Annotated in this window: 19 protein-coding genes and 1 other RNA gene; 19 read left to right on the top strand and 1 reads right to left on the bottom strand. The window is 40.4% G+C overall.

Going from position 1 to position 22,905, the window contains the following annotated elements; genetic code table 11:
* Window positions 1-268: 268 nt before the first annotated feature.
* From zwf to petA, 3 genes are read left to right on the top strand one after another with little or no spacing between them, the layout of a single operon-like run.
* A complete protein-coding gene (gene zwf, locus QJV27_RS05000; protein WP_281447870.1) occupies window positions 269-1,741 on the top strand; it encodes a glucose-6-phosphate dehydrogenase in 1,473 nt (490 codons plus the stop codon).
* 6 nt (window positions 1,742-1,747) lie between these two features.
* Window positions 1,748-2,224, top strand: coding sequence for a hypothetical protein (locus tag QJV27_RS05005; protein WP_281447871.1), 477 nt, complete (start codon window positions 1,748-1,750; stop codon window positions 2,222-2,224).
* 30 nt (window positions 2,225-2,254) lie between these two features.
* Window positions 2,255-2,878, top strand: a complete 624-nt coding sequence (petA, locus tag QJV27_RS05010) for a ubiquinol-cytochrome c reductase iron-sulfur subunit (RefSeq protein ID WP_281447872.1) — start codon at window positions 2,255-2,257, stop codon at window positions 2,876-2,878.
* 41 nt (window positions 2,879-2,919) lie between these two features.
* Here the strand turns inward: petA and cadR are convergent, their stop codons facing one another.
* A complete protein-coding gene (gene cadR / locus QJV27_RS05015; RefSeq protein WP_281447873.1) occupies window positions 2,920-3,393 on the bottom strand; it encodes a Cd(II)/Pb(II)-responsive transcriptional regulator in 474 nt (157 codons plus the stop codon).
* Between the two features lie 63 nt (window positions 3,394-3,456).
* Here cadR and QJV27_RS05020 point away from each other — a divergent pair, with 63 nt between their 5' ends.
* The 16 genes from QJV27_RS05020 to QJV27_RS05095 all read left to right on the top strand — a co-directional run bounded on the left by QJV27_RS05020 (window position 3,457) and on the right by QJV27_RS05095 (window position 22,867).
* Window positions 3,457-5,751: a heavy metal translocating P-type ATPase gene (locus QJV27_RS05020; protein ID WP_281447874.1), complete on the top strand. Its 2,295-nt coding sequence runs from the start codon at window positions 3,457-3,459 to the stop codon at window positions 5,749-5,751.
* Between the two features lie 120 nt (window positions 5,752-5,871).
* An RNA gene (gene rnpB / locus QJV27_RS05025) (RNase P RNA component class A) lies at window positions 5,872-6,277 on the top strand.
* Between the two features lie 268 nt (window positions 6,278-6,545).
* Window positions 6,546-7,022 carry a division/cell wall cluster transcriptional repressor MraZ gene (gene mraZ, locus QJV27_RS05030; RefSeq protein WP_281447875.1) on the top strand — a complete coding sequence of 159 codons (477 nt, stop codon included), beginning with the start codon at window positions 6,546-6,548 and terminating at the stop codon, window positions 7,020-7,022.
* Window positions 7,019-7,978, top strand: coding sequence for a 16S rRNA (cytosine(1402)-N(4))-methyltransferase RsmH (gene rsmH, locus QJV27_RS05035; protein ID WP_281447876.1), 960 nt, complete (start codon window positions 7,019-7,021; stop codon window positions 7,976-7,978). Before mraZ ends, rsmH begins: the two co-directional genes overlap by 4 nt.
* Before the next feature lie 14 nt (window positions 7,979-7,992).
* Entirely contained in the window at window positions 7,993-8,970 is a 978-nt protein-coding gene (gene ftsL / locus QJV27_RS05040) for a cell division protein FtsL (protein WP_281447877.1), read from the top strand.
* Between the two features lie 29 nt (window positions 8,971-8,999).
* Complete coding sequence (locus QJV27_RS05045; protein ID WP_281447878.1) at window positions 9,000-10,988, top strand: peptidoglycan D,D-transpeptidase FtsI family protein; 1,989 nt, start codon at window positions 9,000-9,002, stop codon at window positions 10,986-10,988.
* A gap of 10 nt (window positions 10,989-10,998) precedes the next feature.
* Window positions 10,999-12,465 carry a UDP-N-acetylmuramoyl-L-alanyl-D-glutamate--2,6-diaminopimelate ligase gene (locus QJV27_RS05050; RefSeq protein WP_281447879.1) on the top strand — a complete coding sequence of 489 codons (1,467 nt, stop codon included), beginning with the start codon at window positions 10,999-11,001 and terminating at the stop codon, window positions 12,463-12,465.
* Window positions 12,462-13,850, top strand: coding sequence for a UDP-N-acetylmuramoyl-tripeptide--D-alanyl-D-alanine ligase (locus QJV27_RS05055; protein ID WP_281447880.1), 1,389 nt, complete (start codon window positions 12,462-12,464; stop codon window positions 13,848-13,850). The genes QJV27_RS05050 and QJV27_RS05055 overlap by 4 nt, the downstream gene beginning before the upstream one ends.
* Window positions 13,850-14,953 carry a phospho-N-acetylmuramoyl-pentapeptide-transferase gene (gene mraY, locus QJV27_RS05060; protein WP_281447881.1) on the top strand — a complete coding sequence of 368 codons (1,104 nt, stop codon included), beginning with the start codon at window positions 13,850-13,852 and terminating at the stop codon, window positions 14,951-14,953. The genes QJV27_RS05055 and mraY overlap by 1 nt, the downstream gene beginning before the upstream one ends.
* 1 nt (window position 14,954) lies before the next feature.
* Window positions 14,955-16,349 carry a UDP-N-acetylmuramoyl-L-alanine--D-glutamate ligase gene (gene murD, locus QJV27_RS05065; RefSeq protein ID WP_281447882.1) on the top strand — a complete coding sequence of 465 codons (1,395 nt, stop codon included), beginning with the start codon at window positions 14,955-14,957 and terminating at the stop codon, window positions 16,347-16,349.
* A gap of 11 nt (window positions 16,350-16,360) precedes the next feature.
* The gene (locus QJV27_RS05070) at window positions 16,361-17,527 is read left to right on the top strand and encodes an FtsW/RodA/SpoVE family cell cycle protein (RefSeq protein ID WP_281447883.1); all 1,167 of its coding nucleotides are present in this window, start codon (window positions 16,361-16,363) and stop codon (window positions 17,525-17,527) included.
* Complete coding sequence (gene murG, locus QJV27_RS05075) at window positions 17,524-18,618, top strand: undecaprenyldiphospho-muramoylpentapeptide beta-N-acetylglucosaminyltransferase (RefSeq protein WP_281447884.1); 1,095 nt, start codon at window positions 17,524-17,526, stop codon at window positions 18,616-18,618. The genes QJV27_RS05070 and murG overlap by 4 nt, the downstream gene beginning before the upstream one ends.
* 42 nt (window positions 18,619-18,660) lie before the next feature.
* Window positions 18,661-20,085 (top strand): UDP-N-acetylmuramate--L-alanine ligase, encoded by a 1,425-nt coding sequence (gene murC / locus QJV27_RS05080; RefSeq protein WP_281447885.1) that lies wholly within the window; start codon window positions 18,661-18,663, stop codon window positions 20,083-20,085.
* A gap of 4 nt (window positions 20,086-20,089) precedes the next feature.
* Complete coding sequence (gene murB, locus QJV27_RS05085; protein ID WP_281447886.1) at window positions 20,090-21,037, top strand: UDP-N-acetylmuramate dehydrogenase; 948 nt, start codon at window positions 20,090-20,092, stop codon at window positions 21,035-21,037.
* Window positions 21,038-21,041: 4 nt separating this feature from the next.
* Entirely contained in the window at window positions 21,042-21,995 is a 954-nt protein-coding gene (locus QJV27_RS05090; protein WP_281447887.1) for a D-alanine--D-alanine ligase, read from the top strand.
* Window positions 21,983-22,867, top strand: a complete 885-nt coding sequence (locus QJV27_RS05095; RefSeq protein WP_281447888.1) for a cell division protein FtsQ/DivIB — start codon at window positions 21,983-21,985, stop codon at window positions 22,865-22,867. The genes QJV27_RS05090 and QJV27_RS05095 overlap by 13 nt, the downstream gene beginning before the upstream one ends.
* Window positions 22,868-22,905: the final 38 nt, after the last annotated feature.

Below are 22,905 nucleotides of genomic sequence, written 5' to 3' on the forward strand. Positions count from 1 at the left end.
CCTATATTTTGTTACTGCATCATACAATTGGCTCAGTTATACTATTGCATTACGCAATCTATATTATATGGTCAATTATTTGATAAAAGATTATAGTTATCTTTTATAATTTAAAGTTTGAAAAAGCAAAATATGATATTAAGGTTAGGTTAAATCATGATAATAAGAAAAAATGCTATGTTCATACTCTATAAACATATATTTTAAATACATTTTATTCCAAACGATTATATGATTGAACAAAATAATCTGAAAGGTTAATTTTTTTATGGAACAGCCACAAACCTATCCCCCATTTGATTTTATTATTTTTGGTGCAACTGGGGACCTTACGATAAGAAAGCTTATTCCAGCTTTATTTTACCGTTATTTGGATAAGCAAATACCAGCAGAAACACGAATTATAGGTGCGGCTCGTTCAGCTCTTAATGATAATGATTTTAGAGAACGCGCCCGCGCAGGATTAAATCAATTCGTCCAAGAATCCGATCGCGATCAAGAAAAAATTGAAGCTTTCATTCAACAAGTTCATTATGTCAGCCTCGATGGCGCCAATGCGAATAGTAACTGGAGCGACCTACAGAATCTTTTAAATGGTGACAAAGGCAATAAAATTCGTATTTTTTATTTCGCCACTGCCCCACGCTTATACGGTGATATTTGTGATAATCTATCAGATAAAGGTCTGCTGACAGAAACAACCCGTGTCGTTTTGGAAAAACCTATTGGCACTTCGTTAGAAACTGCTCAAGAAATCAACAGACGTGTTGGTAAACATCTGCCCGAAAATCATATTTTCCGTATTGATCATTATTTGGGTAAAGAAACCGTTCAAAATATTATTGCCTTGCGATTTGCCAATCCTGTGTTTGAACGGTTGTGGAATTCTGATTCTATTGATTATATCCAAATTACAGCAGCAGAAACCGTTGGTGTCGGCAGCCGTGGGGGCTATTACGATGGTGCGGGTGCATTACGTGATATGGTGCAAAATCATTTGCTACAAGTTTTGTGTATGGTGGCAATGGATCCCCCCATTTCGTTAAATGCAGATGACTTACGTAATGAAAAATTGAAAGTGTTGCGTTCTCTCAAACCAATGACAGATGAGGATATCCGAACAAATACTGTCAGAGGGCAATATCAAGAGGGCAACAAAAACGGTGAAAAAATCCCAAGCTATCTTGAAGATTTGAAAAAAGACAGCAGCGATACAGAAACATTCATCGCTATCAAAGCACAAATTAATACTGCACGATGGAGTGGTGTGCCATTTTACCTTAGAACAGGAAAAAGAATGGCTGAAAAAACAAGTGAAATTGTTATTCAATTTAAAAGCTCTACTTGGTCGTTATTCCCTACTTCTCCAGAGCCCAATCGTTTACACATTCGTATCCAACCTGACGAAGGGGTATCTTTGTCATTGCAAGTTAAAGACCCTAGCAAATCCCATACTAGCTTGCGCAGTACTTTTATTGATATAGATTTCTCACCAACATTCCATATTCGTTATCCAGATTCTTACGAAGGATTGTTGATGGATGCAGTCAGAGGGGATCCTTTATTATTTATTCGTTGCGATGAGGTTGAGGCTGCATGGCGATGGATTGAACCCATTTTAAATGGCTGGTCTAAAGGATTAACACCAATGGCTAAGTATAAATCTGGCACATGGGGTCCCAACGAAGCAACTGAATTACTAGCTAAAGATGGTCATCTTTGGCACGAAGATATGCCGTAAATCTGAATGTCTAAGAACGAATCTTCGTCGAAAAAAACCGTCAAGCAAGATAGCAATCCATCTCGTTTGACGGGATATCGTCGCACCTCCCTTAAAAAAAGAATATTGCAACGGGTCATTATCGCCCTTATTTTTTCGGCAGGTGTTATAACAGCCCAAGAAATGGGTTGGCTGGATAACATTACCCAACAATTTGCCAAACAAAAAGTAAATTGGCTTGATAATAAGGCTGTTATTGCCTATCTCAGAACCGTTATAACCCATCAGAAATTAACAGACACGCCTCAAAAATGCCTGGTTTTTGTGATTAACAATGATATGGGTGGCGACAGCGTTGATATTGCTGTCAAGGAACAGCATAACGCAATCTGTACTGACACACGTACGGATTTCCCTACTCTTTTCACCTTCCGGGTTAATCGACAAAATGGTAATATTCAAATTGATAAAAACACACCCAACCATTTTTATCCTATTCAATAATTTAATTCCTATGAATTAAGGCCCATAAACATGACGGATAAGCCAGATACTCCTGTTCCCCCTATGCCGCCAACACGACGTAATTTTTTAACATTATTAACTGCCAGCTCGGTGACCATTGGTGGGGTGGCTGTGGCTTGGCCTTTTTTAAACAGTCTGGGAAAACAAAATACGACGATCGAACATAGTTATGTTGACGTTGATATCTCGTCCTTAAAATCTGGACAGCAAGTCACGGTTAACTGGCAAAATCATCCTGTTTTTATATTAAACCGTCCAAATGAAACGTTAAAAGCCTTACAAGATTCTATGTTATTAATGCGCCTACGCGATCCTGACAGCAAGGAATTACAACAACCCCCTTATACTCAGAACTGGCATCGTTCTATTCGACCAGAGATTGCTGTTTTAATCGGATCGTGTACTCATCTTGGATGTGTCCCGACATTAAAATTAGGAAACCAATTGGGGGGATTTTATCGATGCGCTTGTCATGGTTCTAATTTTGACCTAGCGGGAAGAGTTTATAACGCAATGCCTGCCCCTTATAATTTAGCCATTCCACCGCATACATTTTTGAAACCCAACATTATTAGAATTGGTGAAAATCCTGCCGGACAGGAATTCGACTTTCATACTATAAAACAAATTTAGTTTATTAAATTCAAGCATATAATACATAGTCGTCACTGTTTTTAATGAGAATGCACTTTGTTCAAGTCTTTGGTAGAAAGTGCATTTTCTATATCTTCTGTTAAAGGTTGTTCTAATGTGTGTAATATCCCACAATTATCAACAGAACGATCTGCGTTACAATTTTTATTCAATTGTCTTAACTGCTTTTCCAATGCCAATAGCTCTTTGATACGTTGCTGCACATGGATTAAATGATCTCGAATAATACCATCGATTTGACCACAATTTTTATGTCCCTCCTCTCGTGCCTGAAGCAATGCATGAATTTCTTCTAGCGTCATGTTTAATGCACGACAGCGTCGAATAAATATTAACCTTTCCAAATGCGATTGGTCATAATAGCGATAATTATTTACATGATCTCTCAATGGTTTTTGAAGTAGCCCCTCTTTTTCATAATAACGAATTGTTTCAACCTGACAGCCTGCTTTTTTTGCAATTTCACCTATTTTCATGATCTGCTTTTCTTTCATTTGACCCTTTAGTTACATCAGGGTTTATAATCTGAACTATAGCTTATAAATAGGAAGATTAAAATGACTAGATGTGCAACAACTCATAAACATAGTGATGATCATGATCATAACCATAAACATAATTCATGTAATCACCATCATGAAGAACAAACCAGCCATCGTCATGAACACGGCGAACAATCTGATCACAATCATGAACACGACCATTGCTGCGCGGGATCGCCGATAGCTAATCTTCCTAAATTATCGGCATCACGAATGGTCAATGACGGCATTGAAACAGACATCCGTATTATGCAGATGGATTGCCCAACAGAAGAATCCTTAATTCGGAAAAAATTGGGCAACATGACAGAAGTTAAAACCCTAAAATTTAATCTTATTCAAAGAATATTGACCGTTACCCATACCCCAACTGGTCTGGAAGCCATTCTTGACGCTATTCGTACTCTTGGTTTTGATCCCCAAATAGCAGCACCTGGCGACTCATCTTCTATAATCGAAAACCAAAAGCAACCATGGTTGCTTCTTATTGCAGCATTAACCATGGCAGTATGTTCTGAAGTTGCCTCCTGGACTGAAATGCCGCAGTGGTTGGTATTGCTATTGGCATTATTTGCAATTACATCATGCGGTTTAACAACATACAAAAAGGGTTGGATTGCCTTACGCAACGGCAATCTCAATATTAACGCCTTGATGAGCATCGCCGTGACAGGTGCCTTGATTATCGGACAATGGCCAGAAGCTGCCATGGTCATGGTTTTATTTACGCTTTCTGAATTAATTGAAGCAAAATCGCTGGATCGTGCCCGTAATGCGATTAACTCGCTGATGAAACTTTCCCCAGATACAGCTGTCGTAAAACAAAATGACGGCAGCTGGCAAGAAGTTGAAATCAAAACCATCACGCTTGGCAATCTTGTCAGGATAAAACCTGGTGAACGTATTGGTCTGGATGGCGAAATTATTCGTGGTCACACAACGATCAATCAAGCCCCCATTACAGGTGAAAGTTTACCTGTCGATAAAACAGTCGGCGATATTGTATTTGCAGGAACCATTAATGAATCAGGTTCTTTTGAATATCGTGTTACAGCCACGGCAAACGATACCACATTGGCCCGTATTATTCACGTTGTTGAAGAGGCACAAAATGCCAAAGCCTCTACACAACGTTTTGTTGACCAATTTGCACGGATCTATACACCAACTGTATTTTTTATTGCCCTAGCAATCGCGATTATTCCACCTTTATTTACAGTAGCTAGTTGGTATGAATGGATTTACAAAGCACTGGTTATCTTGGTCATTGCGTGTCCTTGTGCTCTTGTTATTTCAACCCCCATTACAATTGTTAGTGGACTGACAACTGCTGCACGACGTGGGGTTTTAATTAAGGGGGGAATTTACCTTGAACTTGGTCGCAAAATAAAATGGCTGGCCTTGGATAAAACTGGAACCATTACCCATGGCAAACCTGTTCAAACGGATATGGAGATTTATGGGGATAATGATCAAGAAGCAATTCAATCCATAGCTGTCAGTCTTGCTGCCTATTCCGATCATCCTGTTTCCCAAGCCATTACAGCTGCATCCCCTCATATCCATCAATATACAGTTGATGCATTTGAAGCTCTTATTGGATTAGGAATCAAAGGCAATATTCAAAATAAACCTTATTGGTTGGGCAATTTACGCCTAATTAACGAAATAACTCAATGCCCTCAACCTATTCATGACAAAGTACAAGCATTGGAAAAAGATGGTAAAACCGTCGTGATTTTAAGTGATGGTCATCATATTTTAGGATTATTTGCAGTTTCGGATACCGTTAAAAATACCAGTCGCGAGGCCATCAAAAAACTACATACACTTGGTGTAAAAACAATTATGCTAACAGGTGATAATACCCACACAGCCAACGCAATAGCACAACAGGTTGGAATTGACGAAGCCTATGGAAATCAATTACCAGATGATAAATTGAATGCGATAAAAAAATATTCACAACAAGGGATTACGGGAATGGTTGGCGATGGTATTAATGATGCCCCTGCCATTGCATTGTCTAATATAGGATTTGCAATGGGTGCAATGGGAACAGATACAGCTATCGAAACAGCGGATGTTGCCTTAATGGACGATGATTTACGCAAGATACCCGAATTTATTATTTTATCTAAACAAACATATGCCATTCTTGTTCAAAACATTACCGTTGCATTATGTATCAAGGCTATTTTCTTAGGATTAACCCTTGCAGGTCTGGGCACTATGTGGATGGCTGTGTTTGCTGATGTTGGGGCCAGTATGCTGGTCATAACCAACAGCCTGCGCTTATTGCGTAAATGAGAAATTTTAGATCCAATTGTTCATCCTATCAGGATATTATGGGACTTAATTTACAAAAATATCCTGATAATAAACCTTTTCCCCTTGACTTTTTATATAAAAAAAGCACCTTTATCCCTGTCAGATAGCCAGATGATCGCTGTTGCTCTTGTTCATTCAAGACAATGGAGGAAAGTCCGGGCTCCATGGAAAGATGGTGCCAGTTAACGACTGGCGAGGGCGACCTTAGGGAAAGTGCCACAGAAAACAAACCGCTTGTCGGATTTATTTGGTTTCAAATAAATACAAGTAAGGGTGAAACGGTGCGGTAAGAGCGCACCGCATTCTTGGTAACAAGAATGGCATGGTAAACCCCACCAGGAGCAAAACCTAATAGGGATAACCGATTTCTTTGGAAATCAGAGAGCTTCCATCTCGTTATCCGGGTTGGTTGCATGAAATACGATGCGAATCGTATTCAAGATGAATGATCATCACTTGTTTTTATATTCAAGAACAGAACCCGGCTTACAGGCTATCTGACCCTATTAATTTTCATGCATGTATATAATCAACCATAAATAAATGTTGTTTTCCTTGTGAATTCATTAACAACGCCCCCAGTTGTTAACAAATCATCGTAACTTTTATGCAAAACATACTGAAAATATAACAATTTTTATATTCTAATGTTTGACCTCCCATGTTTACCCATGTTATCCCATAAATGCACATAGTGATCTTCATAAAATCCATGCTGTATCTTCTAAATTATAATTTTGTCGTTCTTATTGGTGGTAAAGGGCATTGCAATAATGAGTTTATTCCTTGGCACACATCAAAATCGTCTTGATGTAAAAGGAAGAGTCTCTGTTCCTGCCAGCTTTCGTTCGGCATTACGCCAAAGACAAGCCAAGGAAAACCATCCCCTTATTTTCCGCCCTTCTCATAAAATGGCTTGTATCGAAGGGTGGCCTTACGAAATTTTTTCTGAACTGACAAATTCATTAGATACAATGGACGTCTTCTCTGAGGAGCATGGCGATATCGCAACCACGCTATATGCCGAGGCATGGCCTATTGAACCTGATAAAGAGGGTCGAATTTTATTGCCTGATCATTTAAAAGAACATGCGAACCTGACCGATACGGTTACTTTTATGGGGTTAGGAACAATCTTTCAAATCTGGGAACCATCAGCTGCGCTTGAACGATGCAAATCCGCACGTCAAAATTTACAAAAAACGCCTTTGTCTATTCCGCCTATCAAAACGAGAAGAGAGCAACCATGAATCATTTTGCCTCCTCCATGAACCAAGGTCATTTCTCAGTGATGCTGGGCGAAGTGATGACATATCTAGATCCTCAACCAGGTGGCGTATATTTAGATGCAACTTTTGGAGCTGGGGGATATAGCAAAGCCATTTTATCAAAAGCTGATTGTCAAGTTTGGGCTATTGATCGTGATCCAGACGCTATTTTGAGAGGTCAAGAAATCCGCAAAGAATATCCTTCCCTTCACTTAATTGAAGGGGAATTTGCACACATGAAATCTTTGCTCCATCGTCAAGGAATTGCATCTTGCGATGGGATTGTTCTGGATTTAGGAGTATCATCCTTTCAACTAGATCAAGCCGAACGTGGCTTTTCATTTCGATTTGATGGGCCATTAGATATGCGTATGAGCCGCCACGGCAAAACAGCAGCTGATTTGGTTAATACTTTATCAGAAACAGAAATTGCAGATATCTTATGGCACTATGGAGAAGAACGCTTTTCCCGTCGTATTGCCAAAGCCATTGTTAAACAACGCGCAGAGACCCCTTTTCGAACCACTCAAGAATTGGTCAATTTAATTAAAAAAACAATTCCAACAGACAAAAGTGGAATTAATCCAGCAACTCGTTCTTTTCAAGGATTAAGAATTGCTGTTAATAATGAATTAGAGCAAATTCATGTTGCACTTCAAGATGCGTTAACTTTGTTAAATCCGAACGGCAAATTAATTGTTGTATCTTTTCATTCTTTAGAAGACAGAATTGCCAAAGAAATCATGAATAAAGCAGCAGGACGCGTTGCTATGCCTTCTCGGCATTCCCCTCTGTCTTTATCTAATATTGAGCATAAAATCGATTTTCAGTTGCTAACTGTCAAACCACAACGCCCAAGCGATGAAGAATGCACTGTAAATCCCCGCTCACGTAGCGCCCGATTAAGAGCGATTAAACGTTGCTCACGATCTGAATAAAGGAACTTGTCCCGATGATGATCCGTCCATTTACTTTGTTTTGTGCTATTTTTGCTGGCATATCAGGCATGGTTTTGTATACACAAAAACATAAAACTACGATGCTTGACCATCAAATTGCCAAAATTGTATACGATACGCAAAAAATCAAAGCTCGAACAGCTGTGTTACGTACAGAATGGACGTTGTTGAATCAACCTGATCGGTTAAAAGATTTATCAAATAAATTCATGCCAACACTTCGCCCTTTACAACCCAATCAATTTGTCCAAATGGCATCTGCAACAAAATATCTACCACCGATTGATATTCAAAAAGATCAAAGCGAAGATTCAACACGGGAACAATTGACCCAAGCCGTCGCTGCAAGCCATGGTCAAACTATTCCCTCTGTGCATAAGGGTGAACCACCAATTTTGATCACTCCAAATAATCAAAACCCCTCTTTGGTTGCTTCTGCAGTTGTGGATAAAGTCACGGATCAACCTACCCCCAAACCGGCAGAACCTAAAAAAGTTAAGAAAAACGTAATCGCCCAAGTAACAAACCCTGTCAGCACTACTGCTGTTACAACACCTGTAAAACAACCTCGTAAAAAAGTACAAGTCGCTCAGGTAAGCAACGATAACGAACAAGCTAAAGAACCTAAAAAACCTGAGGCTTCGAAACAAAACCATATTGAAAATGTTGCATATAATATTCAAAACGGAAATACATTTTCGCGTATGAAAGACGTCACTAAAAACAACAAACCTGTACATCAAAAACCAGTAGTTGTTGCGAATGCTTCTGATAATAAAGAGGATGGTATTGTTAAAGTTAATAATAAAAAGGAAACTTCTAAATTAACCCACAAGGTTGCAGTTAATCCATCTAAAGATCGTCCTTCTATTCGTATGGCCCGTTATGAACCTAAAAAATCCTATTCTGAATCAGCTTTAAGTAATAATTCTGATGAAGCCTTACCAGCCCCTGTTCCGTTTACCCAGTAATTACATTTCATAAAGCAATATAAGAAACAATGAAGTACAGGGATGATTTAAACCAAAATGCCCCACAAGGCCAAGAACAAGACGCATCTATAGACGTCCGCAATACCAAAAGTACGATTAAGAAAAAGAAGAAAAATTACAATAAAGCCGATAAGACCCGTACGCGTTTATTGATAACCTCGTGCGCATTTTGTTTTATTTACAGTGCTGTGGCATTAAAATTGACCTTTGCAACAATTCTTATGCCCCTCTCCCCGCAAAAGCAACAAATTGCCCCACAAGTACCCCCAATCCCCAAAAGTGATCCCAAAGGAACAATGGCGGGTGATTTTTCTTTGCCTCAAATCAAACGTGCTTCAATTATTGATCGTAATGGTCAAATATTGGCTATCTCTTTGCCTGTTGCTCAGGTTTATGCCAATCCATTAGAAATTATTGATCCAACAGATGTTGCTAATAAACTGAAAACCATCTTACCCAAACTTGATTTGGCTGTTACTATTCAACGATTATCGTCAAAAAAGCAATTTGTATATATAGCACGCGATATTTCCCCTCAACAAGAGGTGGCTATCAATAACCTAGGAATTCCTGGTTTATATTTCGAAGCTGGCGAACGAAGGCATTATCCCTTGGGACGGCTTGCTGCCCATATTATGGGCAGCGTTGACATCGATGATCACGGCATCGCTGGAATAGAGAAATATTTTGACAAGCGCTTGATGGAAACGCGCCATCCACTGCGATTATCTTTAGATACCCATGTTCAGACCGCGGTTCAAGAAGAAGTGCAAGCCGCAAAACAGCTATTCCAAGCAGAGGCAGCCTGCGGTATTGTTATGGATGTTCACACTGGTGAAATTATTGCCATGATTAGCCTACCAGATTATGATGCCAATAATTTTAGCAAAGCCCCGCCTGATTTTCGGTTTAACCGTGCCACCAACGGCATGTACGAGCCAGGATCGACCTTTAAATTGCAAAATGTTGCCATGGCTCTTGAAAACAGGGTTATCCATATCTGGGATCGCTTTGCGACCGCCCCTATCCGGGTTGGGCGTTTTACGATTAAAGATATGAAAACAGATCGTTTCCCTCCCTATCTTAGCGTGCCAGAAGTAATGGCTTATTCTTCAAACCCTGCATCCGCGCATATTGCCCTAGATGTTGGGGCAGAAAGACAAAGGGAATGGATGGCCAGAATGGGATTCCTGTCCCGTGTGCCCGTCGAATTACCAGAGGCAGGCAGACCCCTAGCACCTTCGGCAAAAAATTGGGGTATTTCAACCGTAATGACGATTGCTTTTGGTCACGGTATTGCTGAATCCCCACTGGCTATCGTAAGAGGAACAGCGGCAACCGTTAATGGAGGGATTTTAATTAAACCAACACTATTATCATTACAAGATATCAGCAACAATTCTTCTCTAGATGCCGACACGGTTAATGCAAATTCAGTCAAACCGACACCAAAGGGGGAAAGAGTCATTTCCCCAGAAATTTCTGCAATATTAAGAAAGATTTTACGTTTAGACGTTACCAAAGGTACTGGCAAAAACGCAGAAGTCCCAGGCTATTTTGTTGGTGGTAAAACTGGAACCAGTGAAAAAGTCAGTAAAACTGGGGGGTATTTAAAACACGTCAACGTTTCTGCGTTTACGGCTGTATTTCCCATGAACGATCCAAAATATGCCGTATATGTCATGCTGGACAGCCCAAAACCCACCCCAGCAACCCATGGCTGGACAACAGCAGGATGGAATGCAGCGCCTACCGTTGCAAAAATTATCGCTCGCATTGGTCCTATGCTGAATATCTTTCCAAATTTGAAAGATGCAGCAGCCATAGATGCTAAAATGGCTATTCCACTGCGCCCCCCTGTTCCAAAAGGGGTTAGGGCATTGGGGCCGGGAAATGATCCTGGGGATCCGCGTTTGAATCGTCAAAAACAAACAGCAAATAAAGAAAAAACAAAACAAAAACGGTCCATCAAAGCTGCCTCAGCCAAAATTCAATAAGGTTATTTACATGACGTCTCTTAACAGTTTGTTACAACGGGCCAATTTACCCCTTGTATCCCAAGACCACCTAATCACGGGAATAACATTAGATAGCCGTCACGTTCAACCTGGATTTTTATTTGCTGCTTTGCCGGGAACCAAAACTGACGGTGCCCAATATATCCAGACCGCTATTAAGCTTGGAGCTAGGGCAGTTTTAGTCACTACAGGGACACCTTTCCCCGAAAATGACCATTGTTTACCTATTTATTGTGATAATCCCAGACATGCTTTGGCCATAATGGCAGCAGCTTTCTTTACCAATCATCCTGACCATCAAATCGCTATTACTGGTACAAACGGCAAAACAAGCACTGCTGATTTCGTTAGACAGTTGTGGACGTTGCAACATTTAAATGTTGCCAGCATCGGAACATTAGGGGTTATTAGCAATACGGCATATCAGTATACAGGGCCTGTATTAACGACACCTGATACAATCAGTCTGCACCATATTTTATCAGATTTAACACAATATCATGTCCAACATGTTGTAATGGAGGCATCTTCGCACGGGTTGGCGCAATATCGCCTAGATGGTATTCCTCTTCAAGCCGCTGGTTTTACCAACCTGACGCGTGATCATTTGGATTATCACGGTGATTTTGAACATTATTTACAAGCAAAATTACGATTATTTACTGAAATATTACCCACACAAGCAATTGCTGGGGTTAATGCGGATATCAATCCCAATATTTTGCAAAAAGTTATAGATGCCATTACTCAGCGTCATCAAAAATTGCGATTAGTCGGGAAACAAGGCTCTTTCTTAAAACTTCTTTCTGTCAGTCCTTTACCAGAAGGACAAGCTATACAAATTCAAACCGAAGATCATCATCTTTACTCTGCAACCATACCTTTGCTAGGGCGATATCAAGTCGATAATATTTTACTGGCTTTGGCATTAGTTGCCAAGGATACAAAAGATATTGATCGACTTATACCTTTGCTTCCCGCTTTAAAAGGAGTCAGAGGACGTATGGAACAAGCAGCGGTCCTATCTAATGGGGCTGCAGTTTATGTTGATTATGCACATACCCCCGATGCCTTGGCACATCTTTTACAATCCTTGCGTCCACATACCCATAACGAACTATATGTTATATTTGGGGCTGGAGGGGATAGAGATACAGGGAAACGTCCCCTTATGGCGCAAGAAGCTGCTAAGTATGCAGATCACCTGATTATCACTGATGATAATCCCCGTTCGGAAGATCCCAGTCAAATTCGTCAAACCATCAAAATGGGATGTACAACTGCTATCGAAATTGCTGGACGTGAAAGTGCCATTGCTCAAACACTCAAAATGTTACAAAAAGGAGATATTTTAGTGGTCGCAGGCAAAGGACACGAACAGGGCCAAATTATTGGTGATGTAACCTATCCTTTCGATGATGTTTCTATCATTCAAAAACATGCAGGTCTTTTATGAGCGTTTTATGGACTAAAGATGACTTAGTTAAAGCAACAGGCGGAACGTTTTCTATCCCGTTTACATCCGTTGGTAAAGGGATTTCCATTGATACCCGTACCCTGCAAAAAGATGATATTTTTATCGCCATTACTGGGGATAAAAATGACGGACACGACTATGTTAGCAAAGCCTTACAAGCTGGAGCAGCCTGTGCCATTGTCAGTAAAAAAATTACAGATTTGGAAAGCAACGCCCCCCTATTATATGTTGATGATACCTTTAAAGCCCTGACGGATATGGGGCGTTATGGACGTTCACGTTTTCGTGGCAAAACCATTGCTGTTACTGGCAGCGTTGGAAAAACTACCACCAAGGAAATGTTGAAATCAACCTTGGCCACCTTTGGTACCGTGCATGCCGCAGCAGGCTCACACAACAATCATTTAGGGGTTCCGTTAACTTTGGCCCGTCTTCCTGAACATTATGATTTTTGTGTTTGCGAAATTGGGATGAACCATAGTGGTGAAATTGCCCCCCTAGCCGCCTTGGCGAAACCTGATATTGCAATCGTCACGGAAGTAGCGTCCTCTCACTTAGGGTTTATGAAAAGTTTGGAAGCTATTGCCATTGAAAAAAGCCAGATTATTACCGCACTGTCCCCAAATAACACTGTTTTATTACCTGAACATATCTATGGATTACAAATTTTTAAGGAAACGGCACAGCAATATCAAGCACACCTGCAAACAATAGGAACATCAAGCACAGCTGATATCCAAATTGATTGTATTGATCTTCGTGCAAACCAATCCAAATTTGTTCTTCGTATAAACCACCATACGATTTCATTTCTCTTATCCTCACCTGGTGAACATTTGGTCAGAAATGCCGCTTTGGTTGTTGGTGCAGCCAATGCACTTAATTTAGAGTTGCACAATGTTTCTGCGGCACTGGCAACTTTCAAAACAGGGAAGGGTCGAGGGCAAATCCTGCCGTTATTTCCTCAAAAAGGGATTGTTTTAGATGAAACTTATAATGCTTCAACACTTTCAGTCAAAACAGCGTTGAAAACACTTAATCTTCTTGCACCAAAACGCAAAATTGCCATTCTAGGAGATATTTTAGAGTTAGCAGAACATAGCAAACAAGAACATTTATCTTTATTGCCTGATTTATTAGAAAATACTGATCTGGTTTTTGGTTGCGGTGCAATGATGAACATTGTATTTGAACAGCTTCCACAATCTATGAAAGGACATTGGTGTGCTAGCGCTCAAGAACTGATCCCTTTTATCAAACCAATATTACAAGATAATGATACGTTGTTAATTAAAGGCAGTAACAGCATGCGTATGAATATTATTGTTACCGCATTAACAGCCCCAGCTATAAGGAAAAATTGATGCTTTATGATCTAATTATGCATCATGGGTTGGAGTATAAACCCTTATTAAATCTCTTTCGCTATATTACCTTTCGTGCAGGGGCGGCATGTTTTACCGCTTTTTTTCTTAGCTTATGGCTGGGCCCTTATATCATTGCCAAACTGCACAAAATTCAGCGTGATGGCCAACCTATCCGTGCCTTAGGTCCAGAACGTCATATCAAAGAAAAAGCAGGAACCCCAACCATGGGTGGGGTCATGATATTATTCACCTTAACGGTTGCAACGTTATTATGGTCCGATTGGACCAATGGATTTATCTGGATTGTTCTTTTAGTAACTTTGGGATTTGGTTTAATTGGATTTTTTGATGATTACCAAAAATTAGCCAAACGTAATAGTGATGGCCTGTCCAAACGCACCCGATTAGGCGGAGAATTCTTAATTTCTCTTGTTGCAGCCTTTTTATTACAACAATTAATGCCAATTACCCCCACCGACAATTTACAAAATATGCTGGCTCTTCCTTTTTTTAAAACGGTTTTAATTCCTCTTGGATATTTTTTTCCTATTTTTGGTATGGTTGTCATTGCAGGTTTTGGAAATGCCGTTAATTTTACAGATGGTTTAGATGGTTTGGCCATTGTCCCAGTGGTAATTGCATTTTTAGTCTTTGCCCTTATTTCCTATATTGTTGGAAATGCAGTTTTTGCCGAATATCTACAACTACATTTTGTGCCTCAAACCGGAGAGTTGGGAATTTTTTGTGCTGCTGTTATTGGTGCTGGTTTAGGATTTTTATGGTTTAATGCTCCCCCAGCCTCTGTTTTTATGGGGGATACAGGATCCTTGGCTCTTGGTGGTGCATTGGGCTGCGTTGCTGTTGCGGTTAAACATGAATTAGTCTTGTGTATTGTCGGTGGTCTATTTGTTATTGAAACCTTATCCGTTATTATCCAGGTGGCTTGGTATAAACGCACAAAAACCCGTGTTTTTTTAATGGCTCCTTTGCATCACCATTTTGAAAAAAAAGGGTGGGCAGAGTCTAAGATTGTTGTTCGTTTTTGGATTATTTCTATTATTCTTGGCCTTATTGGCCTTGCCACATTAAAGTTACGTTAAAATGGATTTCTCACCTACTTTATTTCAAGATCATCGTTATGCGATTTTGGGGCTTGGCAAAAATGGTATTGCCGCAGCCCAGCGTTTGCTTGCAATGGGGGCAGAAATCCAACTATGGGACGATCAGGAAAAAAAACGATGTGAAATTTCACCCCAACTGCAACAATACCTGTCCCCTTTGACAACATTACAGGGATTTAATGCCTTGGTTTTATCGCCAGGTATCCCTCACCACTTGCCTAAACCACATCCCGTGGCACAAATGGCAATTGACCAGAATATTCCAATCTTATCTGACGCTGAACTTCTTTATCGGGCCGTTAAAAAGTCAGGATCAACGGCACGCTTTGTTGCAATTACTGGAACAAATGGAAAATCAACAACAACTGTTTTACTGACCCATTTATTAGACCACGCTGGTATTCCAGCCGTTGCAGGGGGGAATTTAGGCCCTGCGGCTTTATCTTTGCCATTTTTAGGCAATGATGGCGTCTATGTATTAGAGATGTCATCTTATATGTTGGAACGCTTGCCCAGCTTTGCCGCAACCATCGCATGTCTTTTAAATTTAACCCCAGACCACTTGGAACGCCACGGGGATATGAACGGATATATTGACGCAAAATTGCATATCTTTGATCGTCAGTCGCTTGATAACTTGGCCGTTATCGGTATCGAAGACGATCATTGCACCAATATCATCCAACATTTAAAAACAAATCATTCTGTTACCATCAAAACCATTGCAGGAAGTTATAAAACAGCCAATGTTTGGGTTAAAGATGGTATTTTACAAGATTATGAGGGAATACTTGCTGATTTAGGCTTGGCGCCCTTGCTGCCAGGTGATCATAATGCCCAAAATGCAGCAGCGGCCGTGACGATGGCCTTGGCTTTAGGTGTTGATCGTTCTAAAATTCAACAAGGGTTAAATACTTATCAAGGATTGGCACATCGTCAACGCCCCATTGCAACATTAAATGAAATCACCTTTGTTAACGATAGCAAAGCAACCAACGCCGATGCTGCCTCAAAAGCATTAGCCTGTTATAGTGAATTGGTTTGGATCGCAGGGGGAATGGCAAAAACCAACGGCATTGAAGATCTGGTTCCCTATTTTCCGCGAATTAAGCTTGCATTATTGATCGGCCAAGATGCCCCAACCCTGGCGCACACTTTACAAAAACATAACGTTCCTTATAAAATCGTAGAAACATTGGAACATGCTGTGCCAGAAGCATTCACATTTGCACAACAACGTCATATTCATACCGTACTATTATCCCCAGCGTGTGCCAGTTTTGATCAGTATAATAGTTTTGAAGAACGAGGAGATCATTTTGCACAGCTAGTTCAACAACTTGCTTTATCCGTAAAACATACCCAAAAAAATTAAGGTTACAAACGATGGCTGGTGTTTCCCGCTCTGACAATTCATTGCTTGCCCGTTGGTGGCGCAATATTGACCATTGGACATTAGGATCTGTTGGATTGCTGATTGGTTTTGGATATATTTTAATGATGGCTGCGAGTCCCGCAGTTGCCCAAAGAATTGGTGCCTCGCGCGATGTCTTTATTTTTAAACAAGTTATGTTTTTAAGTATTGCAGCCCTAGTCATTTTAATTATTTCCATGATTTCTGTTGATGGAATAAAAAAGCTAGGCATTATCGGCAGTTTTATTGCTATTCTTGCGACGGCATATACCCTTGTTCACGGTATGGACATTAAAGGGGCAAGACGATGGATTGCGTTGCCAATTATGTCTGTACAACCTTCCGAATTTTTAAAACCTTGTTTTGCGATCTTAACAGCATGGTTACTTACCCAATGGCATAGACGTTTTTGCGTCCCAGGAATGCTGATTGCGTTTGGGTTTTATGCTGTTATATTGATGTTGTTGAAGTCTCAACCTGATATTGGAATGTTGGCTGTTATTACTGCGGTATTGCTAACGCAACTTTTCATTAATGGGTTAAATATGTTTTGGGTCTTTTCAGCCTTTGGCGGGATGATTGCAGCCTTTATTGGGGCTTATACGGTTTTACCCCATGTGCGATCCCGAGTTGAGCGTTTTATCCACCCAAATGTTGGGGATCATTATCAAATTGATACAGCTCTGCGCGCATTTGGAAATGGAGGATTATGGGGACGTGGACCGGGGGAAGGACGCGTCAAAGACCTATTGCCTGATGCGCATGCTGACTTTGTATTTGCTGTTGCTGGTGAAGAATATGGTATGGTTGTTTGTTTAGTCATTATTTTTATTTTTTGTTTTATGGTAGCCAGAACGCTATTAAAAATGATCAAAGAAGATGATCCCTTTATTATTTTAGCAACATCGGGGCTAATTACAGGATTTGGACTGCAAGCATTTATCAATATGGGATCAACCTTACATCTGATTCCAACCAAAGGCATGACTCTTCCTTTTATTTCTTATGGCGGTTCTTCAGCAATTTCCATTGCGTTGACCATTGGTATGGTTTTAGCACTTACTCGACGTCGTATAGAACCCCCCAATTTTTTCAAAAAAAACAATCAACCTTTCAGTAAAAGAAATTTAATGCGATGACAAAACCAAAAATAGCAATCGTAGCAGGCGGTACAGGTGGGCATTTTTTCCCAGCCAAAGCATTGGCTATGCAATTACGTGACCGTCATTACCCCATTTTATTTATGACTGACAAACGCGTTGAAGATCCACAGCTGGCAGAATGGCATGACGTTCAACAATTTATTGTGGATGGGGCTGGTATTGCAAAAAAATCTTTTACTCAAAAAATTTTCAATAGTTTTGAATTAATAAAAGGCATTGCCCAAGCACATACAATTTTAAGAAAAAATCCAGTAGCAGCGATCATCGGTTTTGGTGGCTATCCTTCAATCCCCCCTCTGGTTGCTGCCCGTTTAATATCAAAATCGAAACGACCAAAAATCTTGTTGCATGAAGGGAATGCAGTTATTGGCAAGGCAAATGCCATGCTGGCTCGCTTTGCAACAACCATAGCAACATCATTCCCAGAAGTTATCGGTGTTCCAAACAATATTCCCACCCAAATTACAGGCTTACCCGTTCGCCCTGATATTACCACACTATATCCTTCATCCTACACGACACCTGAAAATGAAATTTCATTATTAATTTGGGGGGGATCTCTTGGGGCTGCTATTTTTAGTGAAGTTGTGCCTCAAACCTTAAGCAACTTACCCGCCGAAATCAAACAACGTTTACGCATTACACAGCAAGTCCGTAAGGAAGATATCGAACGCGTAGAACAATTCTATAAACAAGCCAACATTCAAGCAACCTTGGCACCCTTTTTAACAAATGTTGCAGATCTATTGAAAAAGGCACATCTGGTCATTGGACGCGCAGGGGGATCTTCTGTCTCTGAATTGGCTTTGGCGGGAAGACCTGCTATTTTAGTGCCATATCCCTATGCTGCCAATAAAGAACAAGATTACAATGCTTTGGCATTGGCCAAAGAAGGCGCAGCATGGGTTATCAAACAAAGTGACCTGTCCATTTCAACGTTGACATCATTATTATCTGATCTTCTAACCAATCCAGATCGTCTGGCTCATGCAGCCGCATCCCATAAACTAGCATATCCCAATGCAGCAAAAGATTTGGCGGATTTGATCGAATCTTATATTCATTAATATAAACAAACTTTGCCCCTTTGATTAAGAAAGAATAACATTATGAGATCCCTCCCCCTTTCCATTGGCACCATTCATTTTGTTGGTATAGGTGGTATTGGCATGTCCGGTATTGCCGAGGCATTACACTATCTTGGCTATAGTGTTCAGGGATCCGACGTTGCAGAAAATGCCAATGTTCTGCGCCTACGTAAGTTGGGAATTATGGTTCATATTGGTCATGATGCTGATAATCTGGGTCAATCTCAAGTGGTGGTGATCTCCTCTGCTATTAAAAAAGATAATCCTGAAATTACAGCTGCCCGCGCACGTTTTATCCCAGTTGTTCGTCGAGCTGAAATGTTGGCTGAACTGATGCGTCTGCGATGGTCAATTGCGGTTGGCGGAACACATGGAAAAACAACAACAACCAGTTTAATTGCCACGCTATTAGAATATGCAAAACTAGATCCCACAGTAATTAATGGCGGGATTATCGAGGCTTATGGCACCAACACCCGTATGGGCTCTGGGGATTGGATGGTTGTCGAAGCAGATGAAAGTGATGGCTCTTTTTTACACTTACCTGTCGTTATTGCTATTGTTACCAATATGGATCCTGAACATATGGATCACTGGGGCACACCAGAGGCGATGGAAAAAGCATATCATCAGTTCGTTTCAAATATCCCCTTTTATGGCTTTGCTGTTTTATGTATTGACCACCCTGGCGTACAAAAGATGTTGCCTAATCTTTCCGATCGTCGATTAATTACCTATGGATTTTCACCCCAGGCCGATATTCGTGCTGACAAAGTCATAACTGATAAATTGGGAACAACTTTTGATGTTGTCATAACCAATCGTCACAAGAAGGTTCATCGCCGTATCGGCCCTTTCCGGCTACCCATGTTGGGACATCACAATATTCAAAATGCATTGGCTGCTATTGCCGTGGCATTGGAAATGGATATTAACGAAGATAATATACGTTCTGCCTTTGCTGCGTTTAAAGGGGTACAACGTCGTTTTACACGTGTCGGTGAAGTTGGAAAAATCAGTATTATTGATGATTATGGTCATCATCCTGTTGAAATTTCGGCTGTTCTAAAAGCAGCACGACAAGCAACATCTAATAATGTTATTGCTGTTGTGCAACCCCACCGCTATACCCGTCTTCGTGATTTATTTGCAGAATTTTGTTCGTGTATGAATGATGCCAGCACTGTTATTGTTGCCGACGTATATGCTGCGGGGGAAGATCCCATTCCAGATTTTAACCGAGACACATTAATCGAAGGCCTACGAGCCCACGGCCACCAATCGGTTGTGGCCTTGCCACATCCTGATCAATTAGCGGAAATGATCAATGCCATTGCAGAACCTGGCGATTTCGTTATTTGCTTGGGTGCAGGCTCAATTACACAATGGGCGCATGCATTACCAGAACAATTACAAAAACTACAAAAAGAGGGGTTAAAAAGATAATATTATGCAACCAGGTCTTTTTACCGCAGAAGCAATCACAAATTTATTGCCAAATCTTAAAGGCAAAATAAATTTTAATGTTCCCTTACATACCAGAAGCTGGTTCAGAGTAGGCGGCAACGCTGAAATTTTAATTAATCCTGCTGATGATGAAGACCTTGCCTATATTTTGCAACAACTTCCTTTGGAATGGCCCATCACAACTTTAGGGGCAACGTCTAATCTGTTAATTCGTGATGGAGGTATCTCTGGTATCACCTTTCAATTAAGAAAAGGATTTAATCAGGTTATCCAAGATCAAAACGGATTAATTGTTGGTGCGGCCTGTTTAGATACTACAGTTGCGGAACACGCGGCCGTTGCTGGTATAACAGGTTTAGAATTTCTTGTCGGTATTCCTGGTTCTATTGGTGGTGCTGTTAAAATGAATGCAGGCGCACATGGTTCAGAAATGGCTACAATCATAGACTGGGTTGAAATCATAACCCGAGATGGAAAAATTAAACGACTATCGGTCAGCGAACTGGGGTTAAGTTATCGACATTCCTCCCTACCCCATGATGCCATCGTTACCAAAGCCCGATTGCAAGGTATTCCTGCGGATAAAAATACAATCAGTCAAACTATGGCTGCGATTAAAAAACAACGTGAAGATTCACAACCAATACATTCGCGAACGGGGGGATCTACTTTTCGTAATCCAGACCCTTCCGTTTCCACCCACAAAGCTTGGCAATTAATTGATATGGTAGGAGCCAGAGGGTTAACCCTTGGTGGCGCGCAGGTCAGTGAAAAACACTGTAATTTTTTAATTAATACAGGGTCAGCCACTGCCACAGATATTGAAAATCTAGGGGAAACCGTTAAACGTCGTGTTTTTGATACGTTTGGTATAGAACTGATCTGGGAAATTAAACGTATTGGTTCCCCATCACCAAGTAAGAAAGAATAAAACCATGCCTGCAAAACATGTAACCGTTATCCGTGGTGGAATCTCTTCAGAACGTGAAGTCAGCTTAGCCAGTGGTCGTAATGTCATTGATGCCTTACGTCAAGCTGGCTACACCGTCACTGATCTTGTTGCCAACGATGATTTAGGAGAAATCGTTCGCTTCTTGGAAAATCATCGCCCTGACGTCGTATTTAACGCACTGCATGGGCGTTTTGGAGAGGATGGTGCAATACAAGGTGTATTGGAATGGATGAATATTCCCTATACCCATTGTAATATATGTGCCTCTGCCATTGCGATGAATAAAAAGATAACCCGTACTTTATTATCAGAAGCAGGCCTGCCCGTCGCAAAAGGCAAAGTTATCCCAGCAAAAGATTTGATAGATTATGATCCTCTCCCCCCCCCCTATGTTGTAAAACCTGTTCAAGAAGGATCATCGGTTGGGGTTTATATCGTTACCGAACATGATGATGCCGCCCGTCAAGAAAAACGTAAAACCATTAGTGAAAAATGGAATTTCGGTCCAGAGATGTTGATTGAAGAATTTATTCCTGGAAAGGAATTAACAGTCAGCGTCATGGATGATAAAGCCTTAACAGTTACTGATATTTCTTCCGCAGCACATATTTTTTATGATTATGATGCAAAATACACTGTTGGGGAATCTAATCATGTCTTGCCCGCACAAATTCATCCACAAGCATTCAAAGATGCACTGCTTTACGCTCAAAAAGCCCATCATATTTTAGGATGTTTCCCAACTTCCAGAACAGATTTTAGGTACGATATTACAAATGAAAGCAAAGAGCAGCCTGGAAAATTATATATTCTTGAAGTAAACACACAACCTGGCATGACACAGACCTCTTTATTACCAGAACAGGCAAATTTTTGTAATATCTCTTATCCTGAACTTTGTGCGTGGCTGGTGGAAAAAGCATCATGTCGAGCCTAAATAAACGTCCTGAATACCAAAATGATCGACCTTCAAAAAGTAAAATTGCATTCCGTCGTTCAAAACGGCTTTTGCGTCCTTTTTTCTTTTTGATCCTTATTATTGGATTATTTATAGGTGGTGGATGGCTAATTTTTCGTATCGCAGCAGATCAACATTATGCTGTCATACAGGAAAAATTAGCAAATATTGTGCCTATGAAAATTAGTAAGATCATCATTACAGGATGTGATCTAACCCCAGAGGACGATATAAAAAAGGCGTTAGGCATTAAAATTGGGGATTCGATTTTTAATTTTTCTGTTCAAGATGCACAACGCAGACTAAACGACCTTCCCTTCGTTGAAACAGCCTTATTAAAACGACAGCTGCCAAACACGATTATTATCCACATTACAGAACGTAGACCCTTTGCTGTATGGCAGCATAAAGGAAAATTTATGCTTATTGATCGCAAAGGAAATATCGTTAATGATCACGGCATGAGTGGTAAAGATGGACAAGCTTTTTTGAAATTGCCTTTGGTTGTTGGATACGGTGCCAATACGACAGCAGCAGAATTAATTGATATTTTATCAGCACAGCCCGAGGTCAAAAAACGATTGGTTGCTGCCGTTCGGGTTGGGAATCGCCGTTGGAACCTTAATTTAAAAAATGGAACGGTTATAGAACTTCCAGAAAATCAAGAACTCCCTGCCATACAAAGATTAATTCGTTATCAAAAAGAAATTCAACTTTTGGATCGTCCTGTAAAAAATATTGATTTACGCCTGTCAGATCGACTAATTATTCGTGAAGACAAGAATTTTATGAATCCATCATCTAATCCTGATGATCAAAATTCAGACGATTCAAATCCAACCTCTCCTTAGCCTTATCGTCAACATTCTGCCACTTACAGCTTTTTTAG

This window comes from Commensalibacter oyaizuii (assembly GCF_029953265.1).
Taxonomy (GTDB): domain Bacteria; phylum Pseudomonadota; class Alphaproteobacteria; order Acetobacterales; family Acetobacteraceae; genus Commensalibacter; species Commensalibacter oyaizuii.

Bases quoted from the DNA above. Each gene is read 5' to 3' on its own strand.
- zwf (WP_281447870.1), top strand. From the start codon at position 269: ATGGAACAGCCACAAACCTATCCCCCATTTGATTTTATTATTTTTGGT.
- QJV27_RS05005 (WP_281447871.1), top strand. From the start codon at position 1,748: ATGTCTAAGAACGAATCTTCGTCGAAAAAAACCGTCAAGCAAGATAGC.
- petA (WP_281447872.1), top strand. From the start codon at position 2,255: ATGACGGATAAGCCAGATACTCCTGTTCCCCCTATGCCGCCAACACGA.
- cadR (WP_281447873.1), bottom strand. From the start codon at position 3,393: ATGAAAGAAAAGCAGATCATGAAAATAGGTGAAATTGCAAAAAAAGCA.
- QJV27_RS05020 (WP_281447874.1), top strand. From the start codon at position 3,457: ATGACTAGATGTGCAACAACTCATAAACATAGTGATGATCATGATCAT.
- mraZ (WP_281447875.1), top strand. From the start codon at position 6,546: ATGAGTTTATTCCTTGGCACACATCAAAATCGTCTTGATGTAAAAGGA.
- rsmH (WP_281447876.1), top strand. From the start codon at position 7,019: ATGAATCATTTTGCCTCCTCCATGAACCAAGGTCATTTCTCAGTGATG.
- ftsL (WP_281447877.1), top strand. From the start codon at position 7,993: ATGATGATCCGTCCATTTACTTTGTTTTGTGCTATTTTTGCTGGCATA.
- QJV27_RS05045 (WP_281447878.1), top strand. From the start codon at position 9,000: ATGAAGTACAGGGATGATTTAAACCAAAATGCCCCACAAGGCCAAGAA.
- QJV27_RS05050 (WP_281447879.1), top strand. From the start codon at position 10,999: ATGACGTCTCTTAACAGTTTGTTACAACGGGCCAATTTACCCCTTGTA.
- QJV27_RS05055 (WP_281447880.1), top strand. From the start codon at position 12,462: ATGAGCGTTTTATGGACTAAAGATGACTTAGTTAAAGCAACAGGCGGA.
- mraY (WP_281447881.1), top strand. From the start codon at position 13,850: ATGCTTTATGATCTAATTATGCATCATGGGTTGGAGTATAAACCCTTA.
- murD (WP_281447882.1), top strand. From the start codon at position 14,955: ATGGATTTCTCACCTACTTTATTTCAAGATCATCGTTATGCGATTTTG.
- QJV27_RS05070 (WP_281447883.1), top strand. From the start codon at position 16,361: ATGGCTGGTGTTTCCCGCTCTGACAATTCATTGCTTGCCCGTTGGTGG.
- murG (WP_281447884.1), top strand. From the start codon at position 17,524: ATGACAAAACCAAAAATAGCAATCGTAGCAGGCGGTACAGGTGGGCAT.
- murC (WP_281447885.1), top strand. From the start codon at position 18,661: ATGAGATCCCTCCCCCTTTCCATTGGCACCATTCATTTTGTTGGTATA.
- murB (WP_281447886.1), top strand. From the start codon at position 20,090: ATGCAACCAGGTCTTTTTACCGCAGAAGCAATCACAAATTTATTGCCA.
- QJV27_RS05090 (WP_281447887.1), top strand. From the start codon at position 21,042: ATGCCTGCAAAACATGTAACCGTTATCCGTGGTGGAATCTCTTCAGAA.
- QJV27_RS05095 (WP_281447888.1), top strand. From the start codon at position 21,983: ATGTCGAGCCTAAATAAACGTCCTGAATACCAAAATGATCGACCTTCA.